The organism is Billgrantia endophytica, assembly GCF_002879615.1.
GTDB classification, from domain to species: Bacteria; Pseudomonadota; Gammaproteobacteria; order Pseudomonadales; family Halomonadaceae; genus Halomonas; species Halomonas endophytica.
In genome coordinates this window covers 37,133-53,589 of sequence record NZ_PNRF01000001.1, presented here as the reverse complement: position 1 = coordinate 53,589, position 16,457 = coordinate 37,133, and the positions used below count along the sequence as shown (strand labels likewise).

Here is a 16,457-nt window from a genome sequence, read left to right as displayed (position 1 = left end):
TCGTTCCCTTGCTCGCCGTACTCACCCGCACGACTTTTTTGCTATTGCAGTCGCCGGGGTGGCAAGGGATCGAGGGGGAAGGAAAACGAGAACGGCGGCGCCTGCCCTGCCTCGAGGTAGCCCACCGCAACCCGGCATGAACTCCCTGGCCGGTCTCCGGGCTTACGAGCGGAAGCGGTATCTGGCAAGAACCAGGCTTCCCGAGCGGCTGCCTTCCCGTGCCTGAAGCACAGTGGCGTAATAGCCGTTCTTTTCTCGATTACCGTTGCGGGGGCAGCGTCGGATTGGCTGTTGAAGCGCACCGACTTCCCGTTTCACTGGCGGTAGCACCTACCGCCAGCACCTGAGAGTGCGCGTAAGCTAGCAATCCCACCGGGGTGCGTCAATGTCCATCGACCGGTGTATTGATCTCGCGCAGTGATTGGACAAGGCCGTGGCGCACGTACCACACCTGCCGGGCTCGTACGGCGGCGTCCTGCGCCAGCCAGCCGGCCAGGTCACGCAGACGCCGGTCCCGAGCGTCCATCGGGACGATGCCACGCCCTATCTCCGGCAGGATCAACACCACCTGGAAGCCTTGCTCGCGCTCGGCATGGCACAGGTCATCCAGGGCTTCTGTCATGGTGCTCCGAAGCGTGTCATCGGCGGGCTCAACGTCCAGGGCGGCATCCAGCCAGTCCAGCCAGCCGGTCAGCACCAGGTCCATGCCGGCCACGACCCGGTCCTGCCAGGCATTCAGGCCCGGGCGGGCCTCGATGCGATGCCAGCCAGCGGCGGGGAAACGCGCCTTTACGACATCACGCTTGCCGGCACAGGCACCGCCGATGAAGAGCTGCATAGCCAATCCCCCCGTTGATGCGTGAACGTCAGCTGCCGCCCCTGGGCCTGGCCAACGCTGCCGTCCCAGAAGTCGATCGCCTCGAAGCGTCGTCGCAGTTCGCGAATCACACCGCCATGGCTCACCGCCAGTATCCGCCGGTGCCCCTCGGCTTCGGCGGCACGGAACAGGTCAGCCAGCCACGTATCGAGCCGCTGGCGCAGATTCGCCGTCGACTCGCCACCGGGAGGAGGCTGCTCGCCGCGGGTGTCGATCCAGGCGCGGTAAAGCGGTTCATCCTTGAGCTCGACATAGCACTTGCCCTCGTAGGCACCGAAGTCGAGCTCGCGCAGGCGAGCATCGAGGCGCGGCTCAGCGGGGGTGCTGTCGACGTCCAGCACATGCGCCAGGGTCTGACGACAGCGCGTCAGGTCACTGCAATACACGGCGTCGAAACGCTCTCCGGCCAGCTTGTCCCGCAATCGGTCCATGCCCTCGAGGGCATCGGGCAGCAACAGCGGGATATCGCGCTGCCCCTGGTAGCGCTGCTCACGGTTCCAGGCCGTCAACCCATGGCGGACGACCACCAGATCCAGGCGATCAGCAGAAGCCATACTTCTCCTCCCTCGATGCCGGCACCCACGATATCACCGTTGATGCCGCGAAACGCGCGGGTCATGGCCAGGCCATGGCCGAGCAGGAATATCAGCAAGGCAGCCATCAACACGAGCCAGCCCGTCAGCCACCAGGCAATCAGCAGCAACGGCACTGCCGACAGCAGTAGATCACGGTGCTCCAGGTGCCGTTGCCAGGCCCAGGCCAGCCCCTCGCGTCGCGCGCAGGGGGCAAGACACAGCAGGAGCACGGCACCGAAGCGCCCCATGGCGGGGATCACCATCACCACCATGAGGTCGACGTCGGCTTCCAGCAAGGCCCATAGCAAGGCCCCCTTCCAGGCCAGCAGGAATATCAGCGCCAGCATACCGAAGCTGCCCACCTGGGGGTCCTTCATGATCGCCCAGCGCCGCTCCAGCGGCGCGTTGCTGCCCAGGGCATCGGCCACATCCATCAGGCCATCCAGATGCAGCCCGCCGGAAAGCGCCACCCACAGGCTGAGCAACGCCAGCGCCAGCAGCGGTACGGGGAACACCTCCCGGAGCAGTGCCGCGGCGCCGGCCAGTATCGCACCCAGCAGCAGCCCCACCAGGGGATAGCAGCGAAGGGCCCAGCGGCTGGTGGTCGGGGTCCAGGGGCACTCGACCGGTACCGGCAGCCGGGTCAGGAACTGGATGGCCAGCAGCAGCCCATATCCCGCCTCTTTCATCGTCTTGCTTCCCCGTGGGCTTTCCACTCGATGGGCAGGCCCGCCACCACCTCGATCACCCACTCGGCCTCGGCGGCCAGCCGGCGATGCAGCCGTTGCAGGAAGGCCAGGTAGCGCCAGGTTTCGGCGTCCCGGGGCGGCAGGCCCTCGTTGAGGTCGTTGGAAACCACCACCAGGGCGATTCGCCTCTCTCTCGCCACACGAAGCAGCTCCGTCAGCTCCGCGTATCCACCCGCCTCGTCGAGCCCACCCTCGTACAGTGCCCGGCTGGACCAGAGGGTCAGACAATCAAGCAGTACAGTGGCGCCTTCCGGTACGGCAGGAAGCGCCTCACCCAGCGCCAGTGGCGCCTCGAGCGTGATCCAGCCATCGTCGCGTTCACGCCGGTGGCGGGCGATCCGTGCCGACATCTCGCCATCCGATTCGATGGCAGTGGCCAGGTAGACGCGTGGACCACCACGCCGCTGCTGTACATCGAGCGTCAGGCGTTCGGCCACCGCGCTCTTGCCCGAGCGGGCACCACCGCTGACAAAGGCGATCATGGCGAGATCTCTGCCGCCAGCGCCGCGAACAAGCGGTCGTTGTCGGCCCGTCCGCGCAGCGCCAGGCGCAGCCAACTCCCGTCGAGGCCGGAAAAATCATGCGTATGGCGGGCCAGGATGCCGGCATGCAGCAGCCGCCCCAGCAGCGCATCGGCCGCTGCCGGGCCGGTATTCTGGCGTACCAGGCAGAAATTGGCCTGGCTCGGCATCACTTCGAGCCCCAGCGACGCGAGGCGGGACTGAAATCGCGGACGCTCCTCACGCAGCCAGGCCTGGGTACGAACGAGAAAATCCTCGTCGGCCAGCAGGTCTTCCACCAGTTCCGCCGCCAAATGGTTCACGCTCCAGGGCGGCTGGTGATCCTGAAGCCGACGCATGGTTTCCTCGCCAGCCAGCACATAGCCCAGGCGCAGTCCTGGCAAGGTATAGAGCTTGGTCAGCGAGCGCAGCAGGATCAGGTTGTCGAATCCCGCCAGCAGCGGTGACAGCCGCTCCCCCGGTGCATCGACGAAATCGATGAAGGCTTCGTCGATCACCACCCGACAATTCTGACGCCGCGCCATGCCCAGCAGCGTCTCGACGGCCATCCAAGGGGAGAGGGTTCCGGTGGGATTGTTGGGCCGACAAAGGAACAGCAGGTCGCAGTCGCCGAGCCGTGCTTCGACGGCTTCCGGGTCGAGCCGGAAATCGGGTGCCGTCATGGCGAGAGACGAGACCGCCAGGCCATGGGCCGCACAGGCCCGGGTATACTCGCCAAAACTCGGCTGGAGGACAGCTGCCCGTCCCCCGGGGTGCAGGGCGGCCGTGAGAAAGATCGCCTCTGCCCCGCCGTTGGTCAGCAGCACCTGCTCCACGGCGACGCCCTCGTGTCGGGCGATCGCCTCGCGCGCCCTCGGGTAGCCCGGGTCGGGGTAATGCGCCAGGCCGGCGGCCAGCTCGGCCAGCCGCTCGGGCACCCAGGCCGGCGGGCCCAACGGATTGAGATTGGCACTGAAGTCGATCAGCGGCTGGTCATGGGGCAGGCCGAAGCGCGCCAGCAGTGCCGCCGCCTGCCCACCATGGCGCGGCCAGCGATCGTCATCCAGGCTCAAGCCAACCACTCCTGCAACAGAACCGCCAGTGCCATGAACAGCACGAAGACCATCCAGCCACCATGCATATGGCGGATGGCGCGGCCGATGTGTCCAACGTCGAGCGGTTCCCAGGGCTCACCCAGGGTGGCACGGTGCGAGGCCACACCGGCGTAGTGGTTGGTTCCACCCAGCCGCACGCCCATCAGGTTGGCCACCATCGCCTCCGACCAGCCGCTGTTGGGGCTTGCATGGCGAGGCGCCTCCCGAATAGTCGCAGCCAGCGCCCCCCCGGTGCGCGCCCCGGGCACGGCAAGCGCCGCGAGCCACATGGCCAGCGCGGTCAGGCGCGCCGGCATCCAGTTGGCCAGATCGTCGAGCCGTGCCGATGCCCAGCCGAAATCCCCATGGCGTTCGTTGCGATAGCCGACCATGGAATCCAGGGTGTTGATTGCCTTATAGGCAAGCGCCAGGGGCACACCGCCCAGCAGTGCCCAGAACAATGGCGCGGTAATGCCGTCCACCGTATTCTCGGCCACCGTTTCCACCGCGCCCCGGGTGATATCGGCTTCACCGAGAGTTGCCGTATCGCGCCCCACGATCATCGAAAGCGCCTGCCGGGCGCTGTCGAGGTCTCCTCCGGCCAGCGGCCTGGCCACCTCCAGCACGGCGTCACGCAACCCCTTGATGGCCAGGGCAGTGGCGAGCAGCCAGAGCTCCGCGGCCAGACCCAGGACTGGATGCAAACGGGCCAATACCACCAGCAGGCCCCAAACCAGAACGTAGACGCCGGTCACCACGATGAGGGTCAGCAATGCTCCCTTGAGCCGACGGGCCGTGGACGAGCCGCGGTTCCAGGCTTGCTCCAGAATCACGATGACACGCCCCATTCCCACGACCGGATGCGGGAGCCGAGGCGGATCGCCGATCAACAAGTCCAGCGCAATCGCCCCCACCAGCAAAACGAACAGCGTGAGCGAGAACGGTTCTGTGATCATGTCCCTTCGCCACCGGCGACCCCGGCGGCCTCGAAAGTCGCCATATCAGCCAGCATGCCGGTCGCCGCCGTCAACAGGGGGAAGGCCAGGGCCGCTCCCGTGCCTTCACCCAGGCGAAGCTCCAGGTCCAGCAATGGCTCGCCACCCAGTGCCACCAATGCCTTGACGTGCCCAGGCTCGCTGGAACGATGGGCGAAGATCAGGTAGTCGCGCACCACCGGATTGAGACGACAGGCAAGCAACGCCGCCACGGTGGCGATGAAGCCATCCACCAGCAGAGGCAGGCGCCGGGAAGCACCGCCCAGGTAAGCCCCCGTCATGGCGGCGATCTCGAGCCCGCCCAGCTTGGCCAACATATCCATCGGGTCCTGGCGATCCGGCGCCCTGGCACGGATGGCCCGTTCGATGATGGCTTGCTTGTGGGACAGGCGGCTTTCGGGAATGCCGGTGCCCGGTCCGATCAGGTTCGCCACCGGCTCACCGGTCAATACCGCCAGCAGGGCACTGCTTGCCGTCGTGTTGGCGATACCCATCTCACCGACGATCAGGCAACGGCAGCCGCCCTCGATAGCTCGCTTGGCGGCTCGGATGCCCACCTCGACAGCCCGCTCGGCCTCTGCACGGGTCATGGCATCCCGCTCGACGAAGTTCGCCGTACCGAAGCGAACCTTTTCATCGACGAACTCGGGCGCCTGGCCGGGCAGCTCGGCAGCCACCCCGACATCGATCACCTCGAGGCGAGCACCGATCTGGCGGGCGAAGACGTTGATGGCTGCACCACCCGCGAGGAAGTTGGCCACCATCTGGCCGGTAACGGCCTGGGGAAAGGCGGAAACGCCCTCGGCCGCCACCCCGTGGTCGGCGGCGAAGACCAGCACGCCTGGCGGTGTCACCCGCGGAAACGCCTCCCCCGTGATCGTGGCCAGGGTAACGGCGAGGGATTCGAGCCGGCCGAGGCTGCCGGGCGGTTTGGTCAACCGGTTCAGGTGGGCGAGAACCCGGTCAGCGATGGTCTTGTCGATGGGCTGGAGACTTGCGAGAGTATCGGCGAGCATGCAATGCATCCATCGTTGGCATGGGAAAAACAGGGCCCATCATAGCAAGCCCGGGCGATGCCGCGCAGGGCATCAGGCCGCCCGGTTGGCTTTCAGCGTCGGTTCGTCGACCCGTGGCTCACCCGGCACGCCAAAGGCCCCCCGGGCATCGGCTGGCTCCTCATGACCACCCCATCCCAACCTTGCCGAATTGGCCATGACGCTCAGCGAGCTCGCCACCATGGCCAGAACGGCAACCAGGGGGGGAATCGCCATGCTCACCGCCAACCCCAGCGCCAGCGCATTGTAGAGGCCCGACAGCACCAGGTTCTGGCGCATTACCCGCCGGGTGCGCCGTGCCAACTGCCAGGCGGTTTCCACGCCGCCGATTCCCGGACGCAACAGCACGACCGCGGCGCCTTCCTGGGCGGCGGAACTGGCGCCCAGCGGCGCCACGCCGACACTGGCCGTCGCGATTCCCAGCACGTCATTGATACCGTCCCCCGCATAGAGCGAAGGCTGCGGCATCGCCGCGACCAGCCTGGATTTCGACTCGGGAAGCCGGTCGGGGTAACACTCTCCGGGGCCCAGGCCGACCAGCCGGCCAAAACGCTGGACCGCCGGGCCACGATCACCGCTGATCAGCGCCAGGGTCAACCCGGCCTCTCGTAGCCGGGCCAGCGTCTCCCGGGTGCCGGGCTGTGGGGCCTCCCCCAGGGAAAAGGTCCCCAGCCAGCGGCCGTCCACCCCCAGCGCCACCTCGCTTGTTGCCTCGTCAGTTCCCGACGGGATCTCGATGCCCAGCGACTTCAACCATGAGCCACTACCCAGGAGAAGCTCACGGCCGTCGACCAGTTCGACCCGGCGCCCCTGACCCCGCCTCTCGTCTTCCTGCCGCATCTCGCCCGCTCCTTGCACGTCCTGGTCCCGGGCGTACCGACACAAGGCCCGGGACAGCGGGTGCTGGCTGCCCTGGGCTGCCAGCGCGGCAAGCCCAACCAACGAGACGTGATCGACACCAGATGCCACGGTCACGGCAATGACCTGCGGCTCCCCCGGGGTCAGGGTGCCGGTCTTGTCGAAGGCGGCAGAGCGAATATCGGCGAACATCTCGAAAGCTCCGGGATCGCGGAACACCACGCCTCGGGCCAGGGCGCGGCCGCTGCCGGCCAGCCCCGCCAGGGGAATCGCCAGCCCCACGGCACAGGGACAGGCGACCACCAGCACCGAGAGCGCCCGCACCAGCGCTTCCTCCTGAGGCATCCCGGCCAGCCATGCGACACCGAGCGTGAAGAGCGCAAGCACCACGGCGAGCGGACTCAGCCAGGCCGCGAAGCGGTCGGCCATGCGCTGCAATTCGCCCTTGCGTGCCTGCTGCCACCACATCCTTTCCCGCAGCTTGTCCAGGCGACACCGACCCGCCACCGCCGTGACCTCCAGCACCAGCGGTGGCCCCAGGTTGCGGCAGCCGGCCGCCATGGCCTCTCCCGGGAGAAAACGCCGCGGCGCGCTCTCGCCGGTCAGTGGAGCCAGGTCGAGCAGCGCCTCTTCGTCACACAGGGTGCCGTCCAGTGGCAGTACCTCTCCCGCCGCCACCCTCAAACGATCGCCTTCACCCACCTCTTCCACGGCGCAGGCCTGCCAGGCCCCCCGGCCCCAGCGGGCGACTTCCCCGACAGGCGTATGCAGGGCCTGCAGGGCACGCAGGCCGCGGTGACGACACAAGGTTTCCACCAGCCTTCCCGCCAGCAACAGCAGGATCAGCATCACGGCGGTGTCGAAATACACTTCAGCCGAGCCCCGGTAAAGCAGCCACAGGGAAACGCCGACGGCCCCTAGCGCTCCCAGGGTGACCAGAGCATCCATGCCGGGCCGGCGCGCTCGCAGCGTACGCCAGGCGGCACGGTAGAACGGCACGCCGGCATAGCCGACCACCGGTACCGCGAAGGCACCGGAAACCCAGGCCATCACCTGCTCGAGCCCGGCATGGGGCAAGGCGCCGGCATAGATCAGCAACGAGGCGAGCATGGTCCACATGCCGAAGGCGAGCGCCACCATCAGCCGCAATGACAGGTAACGGCTCTCCGCCTCCAGGCGCGCCTCGGCATCCCGAGCCGCCTCTGGAGGCGCGAGACGATAACCGAGCCGACGCACCACAGCCGCCAGCCTGTCCTCGTCCAGTGCGTCGTGCGTTCCCGATACCAGCAGCGTCGCGCTGGGATAGTGCAGGCTTGCCGACTGGACACCGGGCAGGCGCGACAGCCGGGCCTCGACGGCCAGGGCGCAGCTGGTGCACCACAGGCCCTGTACCGAGAAGAGCACCTCGGCTGACTCATTCGCTTGGGTGGGTGGAGGCATGGTCATCCCTTCAACCTAACCAAACCGTCCCCGCTGGCCAAGCCCTGCCTTCACGGTGACCAGCGAAAAGGCCGTTTGGCGAAGTGGCCAGACCCCTCTATACTGTATATAAATACAGATTTCTCACAGGAATATCCAATGACAAGCCATCCCGAAACGATGAGACGCAAGGGCCGCGGGGCGACCTTCAATCCGGACAATCGCTTCGCCCCCACCAGCAGCGAAACGGTAGACGATGGCTGGTGGCAGGAGGCCACGCCCGACCGGCTGGCCACCGTGGTGAGCGACGAACGCTCGCGCAGCGCCCTCTCGTGGAACAACTCGCCCGACCTGGGGTTCGACCGCTCCCTCAACCCCTACCGAGGATGCGAGCACGGCTGTATCTACTGCTACGCGCGGCCGAGCCATGCCTACTGGGACCTCTCTCCCGGACTGGACTTCGAGACACGACTGATCGCCCGCACCGGTCTGGTAGAACGGCTGCGCGAGGAGATGTGCAAGCCGGGCTATACCTGCCGCCCGATCAATCTGTCGGGCAATACCGACTGCTACCAGCCCCTGGAGGCCGAGCGAAAAACGACACGCCAGCTCCTGGCCTTCCTGCTCGAGTGCCGCCACCCCGTCACGATCGTGACCAAGAGCGCCCTGATCCTGCGCGATCTCGATCTTCTGACCGGGCTGGCCGGCAGGAAACTGGTCAGGGTCATGATCAGCCTGACAAGCCTTGATTCGGATCTCAAGCGTACCCTGGAGCCCCGGGCCGCATCACCCGGCGCCAGACTCAGGACCATCGAGCGGCTGGCGAAGGCCGGCATACCGGTCGGCGCCCTGATCGCGCCGGTGATACCCGGGCTGACCGACCATGAGCTGGAACGGCTGCTTGGCGCAGCCCGGGAGGCCGGCGCCGATTGCGCCGGGTGGACGCTGCTGCGCCTGCCTCACGAAGTGGCCCCGCTGTTCGAGGAGTGGCTCAATGCCCATTACCCCGAGCGGGCCGGCAAGGTGATGAGCCTGATGCGTCAGTGCCGTGGAGGAATGGCCTACGACGCCCGCTTCGGCAAGCGCATGCGCGGACAGGGGGTGTTTGCCGACCTGCTGGCCCAGCGCTTCGATCGGGCATGCCGACGCCTGGGGTTCAACATACCCGCCGTACGATCGGCACAGCGGCTGGACACCACGGTCTTTCGTCCGCCACGCGACCAGGGCGATCTGTTCGACTGAGGCCACATGGGCAAGCGCGAGCCCTGTTTCAGGCCGCGGGCTCAGGGCATCAGCACGGCCGCGCCGGTCAGACGCCCTTCGCGCAGGTCGGCAAGCGCCTGGTTGGCCTCTTCCAGCGGATAGGCCCGGGTTTCGGTGCGTATCGGCAGTCGTGCCGCCAGCGGCAGGAACTCCTCGCCATCGCGTCGTGTCAGGTTGGCGACCGAGCCGACGCTGCGCTCCTCCCACAGCAGTCGGTAGGGAAAGGACGGTATATCGGACATATGGATGCCGCCCGACACGACCGCTCCTCCCGGTCGCACGTGGGAGAGTGCGATGGGTATCAGTTCGCCAACCGGGGCGAACAGCAGCGCAGCGTCGAGTGGCTCGGGAGGTGTCTCATCGCTCCCGCCCGCCCATACGGCGCCCAGTCGCCGGGCGAAAGCCTGCGCGGTGATGTCCCCCTGGCGGGTGAAAGCGTAGACGGACTGCCCCTTGGCCACAGCGAGTTGCACGAGAATATGCGCCGCGGCACCGAAGCCATAGATTCCCAGGCGTCGTGGGGTCTCACCGCCCGCCAATCGCCAGGTCCGATAGCCGATCAGACCGGCACACAGGAGAGGGGCTGCCGCCTGGGCGTCGGCGGCGGCCTGAATGCCGCGCAGGGGAAAGCAGTAACGGGCATCGGCCACGCAGTACTCGGCGTAGCCACCCTCGCGGGTATAGCCGGTGAAACGGGCCTTCGCGCAGAGGTTCTCCCGTCCAGCCGCACAGTGATCGCACGTACCGCAGGTCCAGCCCAACCAGGGCACACCGACATGATCGCCCACCTGCAGGGACCCAACGCCCTCCCCCAACGCCGTGATGGACCCGACGATTTCATGACCAGGGATCAGCGGCAGAACGGGGTCGGTCAGTTCACCGTCCACCACATGGAGGTCGGTACGGCAGACCCCACAGGCCAATACCCGCAGTTGAACCTCTCCCGTTCCAGGCTCGGGGCGAGGAATCCGGTCCAGCACCAGCGGCTGGCCGGGGACATGCAATCGCATCGCACGCATCCTGTCCGCCATCGGGTGTGTCCTCGTCTCGTCGTCTTTAGGAGAAGGCATCAAGGCGCCTGGCGCAGATCCTCCAGCACGGTGCCACTCCTGTGCAGCTCCGCCTCGTGGTCCGCTTCACGCCAGGGCTCGGCCAATGCCTCGCCCAGCCACTGCCGCATGCTCGGGAGAGCGAGCAATGTCGACGCATAGGCCATCGAGGTCTCGCTCAGCTCAAGTCCGAACCCCTGTATTCGGAATGCCACCGGGGCGAAGAAGGCATCCACCGCCGTATAGGACTCCCCCGCCAGGAAGGGGCCGCCAAAGCGCTCGAGCCCCTGTTGCCACAGTTCATCGAGCCGGGCCAGGTCCCGCGCCAGGGACGGCGACACGTCATGGAGCCTGACCCGCACCCCGCAGTTCATGGAGCACTGTCCGCGCAGGGCGGAGAACCCGGCGTGCATTTCGCTGCTGGCGCAGCGGGCCCAGGCGCGGGCCTCGTCATCGGCTGGCCAGACGCCGGCATGGCGCTCCGCCAGATATTCGATGATAGCCAGCGAATCCCAGACCGGGCGTGTGCCATCCTCCAGGCACGGAACCAGGCCCGAAGGCGAGAAAGTACGGAACGAGGCCCAACTCGTACCGGGATCGAAGGGCGTCAAGCATTCCTCGAACGGGATCTCGAGCTGACGCATCAGCACCCAGGGGCGCAGCGACCACGATGAATAGTTCTTGTTGGCGATATGCAGTCGGTACATGGTCCTTTGCCTGGCCGGTTGGTATGGGAAGCACAAGCATAGCCTTTCGACGAGCCGCCTGCCGCCCCGTTTCAGCCGACCACCACCTCATAACCGGTGAACTTGCGCAGGTTGATCACGCCGCTGTCGAGAATGAGGTATTGCCCCTTGAGGCCCAGCAGGGTTCCGGCCACGACGGGCTGCTTGTCGAAGTTGTGCGAGACGATCTTGCGCGGGAATTCGAGCACCGGATAGTCGAAGGCAACCGGAGGCACATCGAGAACCTGGATGGCCTCTGCGCCGAAGCGCTCATGCAGGTTGGCGAAGCCCCCTTCCAGGCGTGCCAGCAGCCGATCCCGCTCGGCACACAGGTCCATCGGCTCGACCTCGCCCTTGAGCATGGCCCGCCAGTTGGTGCGATCGGCCACCTCCTCCTTGAACAGCATCTCGACGACACCCGACTGCTGGCGGGTGTCGACTTGCAGTATGGGCAAGGCCTGAATCGCCCCCTGGTCTAGCCAGCGCGTCGGCACCTGGGTGCCTCGGGTAATGCCCACCTTGAGACCGGAAGAGTTGGCCAGATAGACCACATGGGGCTGGAAACAATGGCGCTCGGCCCACTCCGGCTCGCGACAGGTGCCGGCAAAGAAATGGCAGGTTTCCGGTTTGACGATACAGGTATCGCACTGGGCCAATTTCTTGAAACAGGGGTAGCAGTATCCCTGGGCGAAGCTCTTCTTCGTCGCGCGTCCGCAATGCGTGCAGGCAATGGCACCGGTCCATTCCAACCGCAGGGGGCGGCCCAGCCGGGAATTGAGGTCCAGCCGCAGCTCACCGGCACGCAGCGTATAGCGCACCGGCTCGCCGGGAACGATGGCCATCTTGGAGAGGCACCCCCGGGGCGACGCGTCAGCCTCGATCAAGGACACCTCAACCACGGGTGGCATCCCGCGCCAGCCCCGCCAGCTCGGGTGGTACATCGGCGCCACTGCTGGCGCTGCCGCAGGTACGCTGTTCCAGGTAGCCGACCCGCTGCGCCTCGGGTACGTTGTTCTCCATCTCGTAGCGCATCACCGCCTCGAGGCAAAGCTCGGTCTGTTCGCTGGTCAGTCTTCGCCCATCGGGCCACTTGCGCAGCGCAACCGCCTGCTTGAGGCTGTCGTAGATGACCGGGGTCATCTGTTGAATCATGCGCTCGAAGGTCATATCGCTCATGGGTCACTCTCTCAAAGGTGGCAACAGGCGCTCAATGGCGGCGGGCTCGACCGGAATAATACCAGCCCAGCGCAAGGCCAACGACTAGCCCGCCCAGATGGGCCTCATTGGCCACGTTACCGAAGCCTACGGCACCGGCGGCATCGGTCATGGTGAAGACCATCCAGCCCAGCATGAACACCACCAGCATCTGCGGTACGAAGAAGCCGCTGTGAGGCGCGCGCCGGGACATCAGCCAGACATACCCCAGCAGGGCATAGTCGACGCCGGACATACCGCCAAACAGCACCGTGCCGGTCGCGTACTGGGCCAGGTTGGCCCCGATGCCGGCAACCAGCAGGATCATCAGCATGCGCCCCGGGCCATGCAAGGCCTCGACCTGACGACCGAAATACCACAGCCACATCATGTTGAAGATCAGATGCATCCAGCCGAAATGCAGGAAGGCCGGCGACAGCAACCGCCAGACTTGCCCGGTGGCCAGCGCATCGCCAAGGCTGCCGAAGGCAAGGCCACCGTTGGCGATACCGATCGGCACAATGGTCAAGACAGCCACCACGATATCGCCCAACAGCCACATCAGGGCGAATACCAGTAATGACACGGCCAGGGCCGTGGCGGTGACCGGCGCCTGGCGAAACGGAATCGCCAGCGAAGCACCGCCTGCGGGGAGGCGGCGCCGCTCCGACATGAGTGTCTCGCCCCTCTGCCAGCGGGACAGCAGCTGCATCATGGCATCATGTTGGGTGGGGTTGGCCAGCCACAGCACCTGACCCTCCTCCTCATTGGTAAATCGGTGACCGATTCGATGGGCCCACAGCGCACGGCGCAAGTCCCCGACATCGGCATCGTGGGGAAACAGCATGACGCGATACATGAACTCTCCCTGAATAGGCTTCATTAACAGGAATCTTGCTTTGATAAGCCGGGCATCACAATGGCGGCCTGGTGAAAAACATCCGCCTGGCGGCCAACCAGAGCCACGGGCGAACAAAACCGGGGCACAGAAAAAGTCCGGCGGAAGGGGGCCGCCGGACAAGAGCAAGGGATCATTCAAGGGAACACCTACTCAGACGGGTCCAGCGCCAGGAAGTTCACGCCCCCTGAAAAAAATATTGTAATGCTTTGCAACCAACAGGCGCAGGCAGGCCGGACACTCAATCGAAGTCGATTTCCCAGGGCCTTGGCCTTGCCTGCTCCTCGGGGGGCACTCTGATCCAGACGAAGTGGTTGGCATCCAGGTGCGCTTCACCGCTCCAGCGATACGCGACCAATCGCCCGAACTTCACGGCGCTGTAATCCAGGCAGGCTATATTGGCCGCAGGCAGGGCGGGGATTCCCTCACACCAGTAATGGCCAATGAAGAGCGGCCGCTGTTCAGGCCCGTAGTAGCTCAGCCGGGACCTTTCGGTGTCGGTCAGCGACCGCTCCTCGAGGTCATCGGGGAGGTTATCCGGCTGGAAGATCACATCGCCCCAGGTTCTGGGCTCGCGAGCCCAGAAATGGGCGCGAAAGCTGCGCCGGGTGAACCCATCGCCCGAGTGGATCTCGACGCCCCTCGGCAGCGGGATATGGGAACCGCGGGTGAGCCGGTCCAGCACCCGAAAAGCCTGGGTGCCGGGGTCCACCGAGGCCTCGAGAAAGGCTTCGTCGATACGGCCATCGGGATGGGTCCGACGCAGCTCATCGATCAGCGACTGGTCCCAGCAGGCGTGAACCACCCGCAGTCCCGGCAGTTCCAGAAAGAGCGGGATATCCAGAAACCAGGCCAGAACGTCTTCCCACTCGCCAGGATGATCGCGGTACTGGTCCAGCGTCTCCTTGATGATGCGGTTGTGGCGTGGCGAATGGGCGCGAAGCCATTCACGACCAAAGCGGCGCGGCGCCCGATGACAATACGCCAGGGCATTGTATTCATGATTGCCCATGACGATATGGGCCTCCCCTTCCTCGACCATGCGCCGGGCGATGTTCACCGCCAGGCGGATGCGGGGGCCACGATCGATCAGGTCTCCCAGAAATATCACCCGTCGACGGGGATGGCAGTACACGCCGGCACGCTGGTGGTAGCCGAGCGTTTCCAGCAGAGCGCCCAGCGTGGCACCGCAGCCGTGCACGTCGCCGATCAGGTCGTAGCCTTCGATTGCTGCCTGTCTCGTCACGTCAGTCCCCCAGCCGGTTGCTCCAGCCCAGCTTGCTGCGCAGGACTTCATAGAAGTTGTGACCAAGCGGATGTACCAGCTGTACACGCTGTGGCTTGCGCGTCACGACCAGCACGTCATCCGGCTTGGCCACGGCACGCGTCTGCCCATCGCAGCTGATGTGTGGATAGGTTTGATTCGTCTCGCCGATATGCACGCGAATCTCACTCGCCGCGTCGATGACGATGGGACGGCTCGAAAGCGTATGGGGAAACATGGGGACCAGTTCGATGACATCCAGCTTGGGGTGCATGATGGAGCCTCCACCGGACAGCGAGTAGGCCGTCGAACCGGTGGGAGTCGCCATGATCAGGCCATCGCTGCGCTGGCTGTAGACGAACTGGTCATCGATGAACAGCTCGAATTCGATCATGCGCACGGCCTTGCCCGGATGCAGCACCACTTCATTGAGCGCATCACCGCTGCCGACCAGGGAGCCGTCCCGGTAGAGCTCGGCGTCGAGCAAAAAGCGCTCCTCGACCTCGTACTGTCCGGCCAGGACCTGGCCGACACGCTCTTCCAGCTCATCGGGGGAAATATCGGTCAGGAAGCCCAGTCGGCCACGGTTGACGCCCAGCACCAGGGTCCCGCTGTGGCAAAGGGTCCGGGCCGCGCCCAACAGGCTGCCATCCCCCCCCACCACGATGACCAGGTCACACAGCTCTCCGAGCGTACGGCGGCTGGCTTCCGGATGCCCATGATCGAGCAGCACGGTGGCTGTGCGATCCTCGATGATCACGTGATAGTCCCGCTCATCGAGAAAATGCATCAGCCGCTTGAGTGTCTCGACCACCTTGGCACTGCCCAGGCGGCCGATCAGACCGATATTCTTGAAGGTTTGCATGCCCTGGCCTCTCCGATCACGGCCGGCCATTATGGCCACTGGCCACTGGCCGGGCAAACCCACTCAGGCGGTGGCAGGCGCGCGACGACGGAGCCACCACTCATTCAGGAACAGCGAGCCAACGATGATCGCCCCGCCCAGAGACAGGCGCACCAGGTCGGCGTCACGGTTCCATATCACCAGATTGACCAGCAGCCCCGCCGGGATCAAGGCATTGTTCATGATGGCCAGCGCTCCGGCGTCCACCCGGGTGGCCCCCAGGTTCCACAGGAAATAGCCGATACCAGAGGCCACCAGCCCAAGCCATGCCAGCACCCCCCACTGCAGTCCGGTACTGGGCATGGCATCGGCATTGCCCAGTATGGCGAAGGCCGGCAGGGCCACCATCAAGGCGCCCAGGTAGAACCAGGCAAAGACGCTGTGCCGCGGCAAGGAGGGTGGTAGTTCGGCGGAGAGACGGCGATAACCCACCTGGCCCAGGGCAAAGCAGAGATTGGCTCCCTGCACGACCAGAAAACCGAGCCAGAAGCCGCTGTCGAGACCCTCGAACCGGATCACAGCCGCCCCTACCACCGCCAATGCCGCGGTGACAAGGTGAAACGGCGTGAAACGACCGAACATCGCATCGTCCAGCAAGGCGACGTAGAGCGGCGTGAAGATGGTGAACAGCAATACCTCCGGCACTGAAAGCAGCAGGAAGGATTGATAGAAGAAGATGTACATCACGCCAAGCTGGATGGCGCCAAGCCCCATCAGCGCCATGCGCTGAGGCCCGCGCAGCAGTGACGGCCTCAGGAACGGCAGGAATACCACGGCGGCCAGGGCCACCCTCGCCAGCACGGCAAAATAACTGTCCACCTGGCCGGCCAGATAGGCACCGATCAGAGAAAACGAGAAGGCCCACAGTGCGGTAACGCCTATCAGATAGCCCACGGTCAACCCCAGGAAGAACAATAGTTGACGGCGATTATACCGGCAACGGTGCCGCCTTCAACGTTCCAGCCCCGTCTTTGTGCCTGACGCCTCGCTTTCCTCTTCCGATTCCACCGCATCCTCGCCGCGAATCGTGGAAACAGA

General features: G+C 65.6%; 17 protein-coding genes and 1 riboswitch. Of the genes, 1 reads left to right on the top strand and 16 read right to left on the bottom strand.

What is annotated here, in order from left to right; genetic code table 11:
* Positions 1 to 130 precede the first annotated feature (130 nt).
* Positions 131 to 362, bottom strand: a riboswitch (cobalamin riboswitch).
* 20 nt (positions 363 to 382) lie between these two features.
* From C1H69_RS00290 to C1H69_RS00255, 8 genes are all read right to left on the bottom strand, one after another.
* Positions 383 to 838: a bifunctional adenosylcobinamide kinase/adenosylcobinamide-phosphate guanylyltransferase gene (locus tag C1H69_RS00290; protein ID WP_102651424.1), complete on the bottom strand. Its 456-nt coding sequence runs from the start codon at positions 836 to 838 to the stop codon at positions 383 to 385.
* Complete coding sequence (locus tag C1H69_RS00285; RefSeq protein WP_102651423.1) at positions 790 to 1,431, bottom strand: histidine phosphatase family protein; 642 nt, start codon at positions 1,429 to 1,431, stop codon at positions 790 to 792. Before C1H69_RS00285 ends, C1H69_RS00290 begins: the two co-directional genes overlap by 49 nt.
* On the bottom strand, positions 1,383 to 2,141 hold the full coding sequence (gene cobS / locus C1H69_RS00280; protein WP_102651422.1) for an adenosylcobinamide-GDP ribazoletransferase: 759 nt from the start codon (positions 2,139 to 2,141) through the stop codon (positions 1,383 to 1,385). Before cobS ends, C1H69_RS00285 begins: the two co-directional genes overlap by 49 nt.
* Positions 2,138 to 2,683, bottom strand: coding sequence for a bifunctional adenosylcobinamide kinase/adenosylcobinamide-phosphate guanylyltransferase (locus C1H69_RS00275; protein WP_102651421.1), 546 nt, complete (start codon positions 2,681 to 2,683; stop codon positions 2,138 to 2,140). The genes cobS and C1H69_RS00275 overlap by 4 nt, the downstream gene beginning before the upstream one ends.
* Positions 2,680 to 3,774 carry a threonine-phosphate decarboxylase CobD gene (gene cobD, locus C1H69_RS00270; RefSeq protein WP_240609744.1) on the bottom strand — a complete coding sequence of 365 codons (1,095 nt, stop codon included), beginning with the start codon at positions 3,772 to 3,774 and terminating at the stop codon, positions 2,680 to 2,682. The genes C1H69_RS00275 and cobD overlap by 4 nt, the downstream gene beginning before the upstream one ends.
* Positions 3,771 to 4,751, bottom strand: a complete 981-nt coding sequence (gene cbiB / locus C1H69_RS00265; RefSeq protein ID WP_102651419.1) for an adenosylcobinamide-phosphate synthase CbiB — start codon at positions 4,749 to 4,751, stop codon at positions 3,771 to 3,773. Before cbiB ends, cobD begins: the two co-directional genes overlap by 4 nt.
* A complete protein-coding gene (gene cobT / locus C1H69_RS00260) occupies positions 4,748 to 5,806 on the bottom strand; it encodes a nicotinate-nucleotide--dimethylbenzimidazole phosphoribosyltransferase (RefSeq protein WP_102651418.1) in 1,059 nt (352 codons plus the stop codon). The genes cbiB and cobT overlap by 4 nt, the downstream gene beginning before the upstream one ends.
* Positions 5,807 to 5,878: 72 nt before the next feature.
* Positions 5,879 to 8,143: a heavy metal translocating P-type ATPase gene (locus tag C1H69_RS00255; RefSeq protein WP_102651499.1), complete on the bottom strand. Its 2,265-nt coding sequence runs from the start codon at positions 8,141 to 8,143 to the stop codon at positions 5,879 to 5,881.
* A 138-nt stretch (positions 8,144 to 8,281) separates the two neighbouring features.
* Between C1H69_RS00255 and C1H69_RS00250 the strand changes: the two genes are divergently transcribed.
* Entirely contained in the window at positions 8,282 to 9,364 is a 1,083-nt protein-coding gene (locus tag C1H69_RS00250; protein WP_102651417.1) for a PA0069 family radical SAM protein, read from the top strand.
* Between the two features lie 41 nt (positions 9,365 to 9,405).
* Here the strand turns inward: C1H69_RS00250 and C1H69_RS00245 are convergent, their stop codons facing one another.
* The 8 genes from C1H69_RS00245 to C1H69_RS00210 all read right to left on the bottom strand — a co-directional run bounded on the left by C1H69_RS00245 (position 9,406) and on the right by C1H69_RS00210 (position 16,313).
* Positions 9,406 to 10,395 (bottom strand): zinc-dependent alcohol dehydrogenase family protein, encoded by a 990-nt coding sequence (locus tag C1H69_RS00245; protein ID WP_240609743.1) that lies wholly within the window; start codon positions 10,393 to 10,395, stop codon positions 9,406 to 9,408.
* 59 nt (positions 10,396 to 10,454) lie between these two features.
* The gene (locus C1H69_RS00240; protein WP_102651416.1) at positions 10,455 to 11,141 is read right to left on the bottom strand and encodes a glutathione S-transferase family protein; all 687 of its coding nucleotides are present in this window, start codon (positions 11,139 to 11,141) and stop codon (positions 10,455 to 10,457) included.
* 71 nt (positions 11,142 to 11,212) lie between these two features.
* On the bottom strand, positions 11,213 to 12,001 hold the full coding sequence (locus C1H69_RS00235) for a DUF2797 domain-containing protein (protein ID WP_102651415.1): 789 nt from the start codon (positions 11,999 to 12,001) through the stop codon (positions 11,213 to 11,215).
* A 49-nt stretch (positions 12,002 to 12,050) separates the two neighbouring features.
* On the bottom strand, positions 12,051 to 12,335 hold the full coding sequence (locus C1H69_RS00230) for a YeaC family protein (RefSeq protein WP_102651414.1): 285 nt from the start codon (positions 12,333 to 12,335) through the stop codon (positions 12,051 to 12,053).
* A gap of 31 nt (positions 12,336 to 12,366) precedes the next feature.
* Positions 12,367 to 13,212 (bottom strand): rhomboid family intramembrane serine protease, encoded by an 846-nt coding sequence (locus C1H69_RS00225; RefSeq protein WP_102651413.1) that lies wholly within the window; start codon positions 13,210 to 13,212, stop codon positions 12,367 to 12,369.
* Positions 13,213 to 13,492: 280 nt separating this feature from the next.
* On the bottom strand, positions 13,493 to 14,479 hold the full coding sequence (locus C1H69_RS00220) for a metallophosphoesterase (RefSeq protein WP_102651497.1): 987 nt from the start codon (positions 14,477 to 14,479) through the stop codon (positions 13,493 to 13,495).
* Positions 14,480 to 14,498: 19 nt separating this feature from the next.
* The gene (locus C1H69_RS00215) at positions 14,499 to 15,380 is read right to left on the bottom strand and encodes an NAD(+) kinase (RefSeq protein ID WP_102651412.1); all 882 of its coding nucleotides are present in this window, start codon (positions 15,378 to 15,380) and stop codon (positions 14,499 to 14,501) included.
* Positions 15,381 to 15,443: 63 nt separating this feature from the next.
* Positions 15,444 to 16,313, bottom strand: a complete 870-nt coding sequence (locus C1H69_RS00210) for a carboxylate/amino acid/amine transporter (protein WP_102651496.1) — start codon at positions 16,311 to 16,313, stop codon at positions 15,444 to 15,446.
* Positions 16,314 to 16,457 lie beyond the last annotated feature (144 nt).

What these genes read in the sequence shown, in the direction of transcription:
- C1H69_RS00290 (WP_102651424.1), bottom strand. Translation starts at nt 838, where the DNA reads ATGCAGCTCTTCATCGGCGGTGCCTGTGCCGGCAAGCGTGATGTCGTA.
- cbiB (WP_102651419.1), bottom strand. Translation starts at nt 4,751, where the DNA reads ATGATCACAGAACCGTTCTCGCTCACGCTGTTCGTTTTGCTGGTGGGG.
- C1H69_RS00285 (WP_102651423.1), bottom strand. Translation starts at nt 1,431, where the DNA reads ATGGCTTCTGCTGATCGCCTGGATCTGGTGGTCGTCCGCCATGGGTTG.
- C1H69_RS00250 (WP_102651417.1), top strand. Translation starts at nt 8,282, where the DNA reads ATGACAAGCCATCCCGAAACGATGAGACGCAAGGGCCGCGGGGCGACC.
- C1H69_RS00240 (WP_102651416.1), bottom strand. Translation starts at nt 11,141, where the DNA reads ATGTACCGACTGCATATCGCCAACAAGAACTATTCATCGTGGTCGCTG.
- C1H69_RS00235 (WP_102651415.1), bottom strand. Translation starts at nt 12,001, where the DNA reads ATGGCCATCGTTCCCGGCGAGCCGGTGCGCTATACGCTGCGTGCCGGT.
- cobS (WP_102651422.1), bottom strand. Translation starts at nt 2,141, where the DNA reads ATGAAAGAGGCGGGATATGGGCTGCTGCTGGCCATCCAGTTCCTGACC.
- cobT (WP_102651418.1), bottom strand. Translation starts at nt 5,806, where the DNA reads ATGCTCGCCGATACTCTCGCAAGTCTCCAGCCCATCGACAAGACCATC.
- C1H69_RS00230 (WP_102651414.1), bottom strand. Translation starts at nt 12,335, where the DNA reads ATGAGCGATATGACCTTCGAGCGCATGATTCAACAGATGACCCCGGTC.
- C1H69_RS00215 (WP_102651412.1), bottom strand. Translation starts at nt 15,380, where the DNA reads ATGCAAACCTTCAAGAATATCGGTCTGATCGGCCGCCTGGGCAGTGCC.
- C1H69_RS00225 (WP_102651413.1), bottom strand. Translation starts at nt 13,212, where the DNA reads ATGTATCGCGTCATGCTGTTTCCCCACGATGCCGATGTCGGGGACTTG.
- C1H69_RS00255 (WP_102651499.1), bottom strand. Translation starts at nt 8,143, where the DNA reads ATGCCTCCACCCACCCAAGCGAATGAGTCAGCCGAGGTGCTCTTCTCG.
- C1H69_RS00245 (WP_240609743.1), bottom strand. Translation starts at nt 10,395, where the DNA reads ATGCGATTGCATGTCCCCGGCCAGCCGCTGGTGCTGGACCGGATTCCT.
- C1H69_RS00275 (WP_102651421.1), bottom strand. Translation starts at nt 2,683, where the DNA reads ATGATCGCCTTTGTCAGCGGTGGTGCCCGCTCGGGCAAGAGCGCGGTG.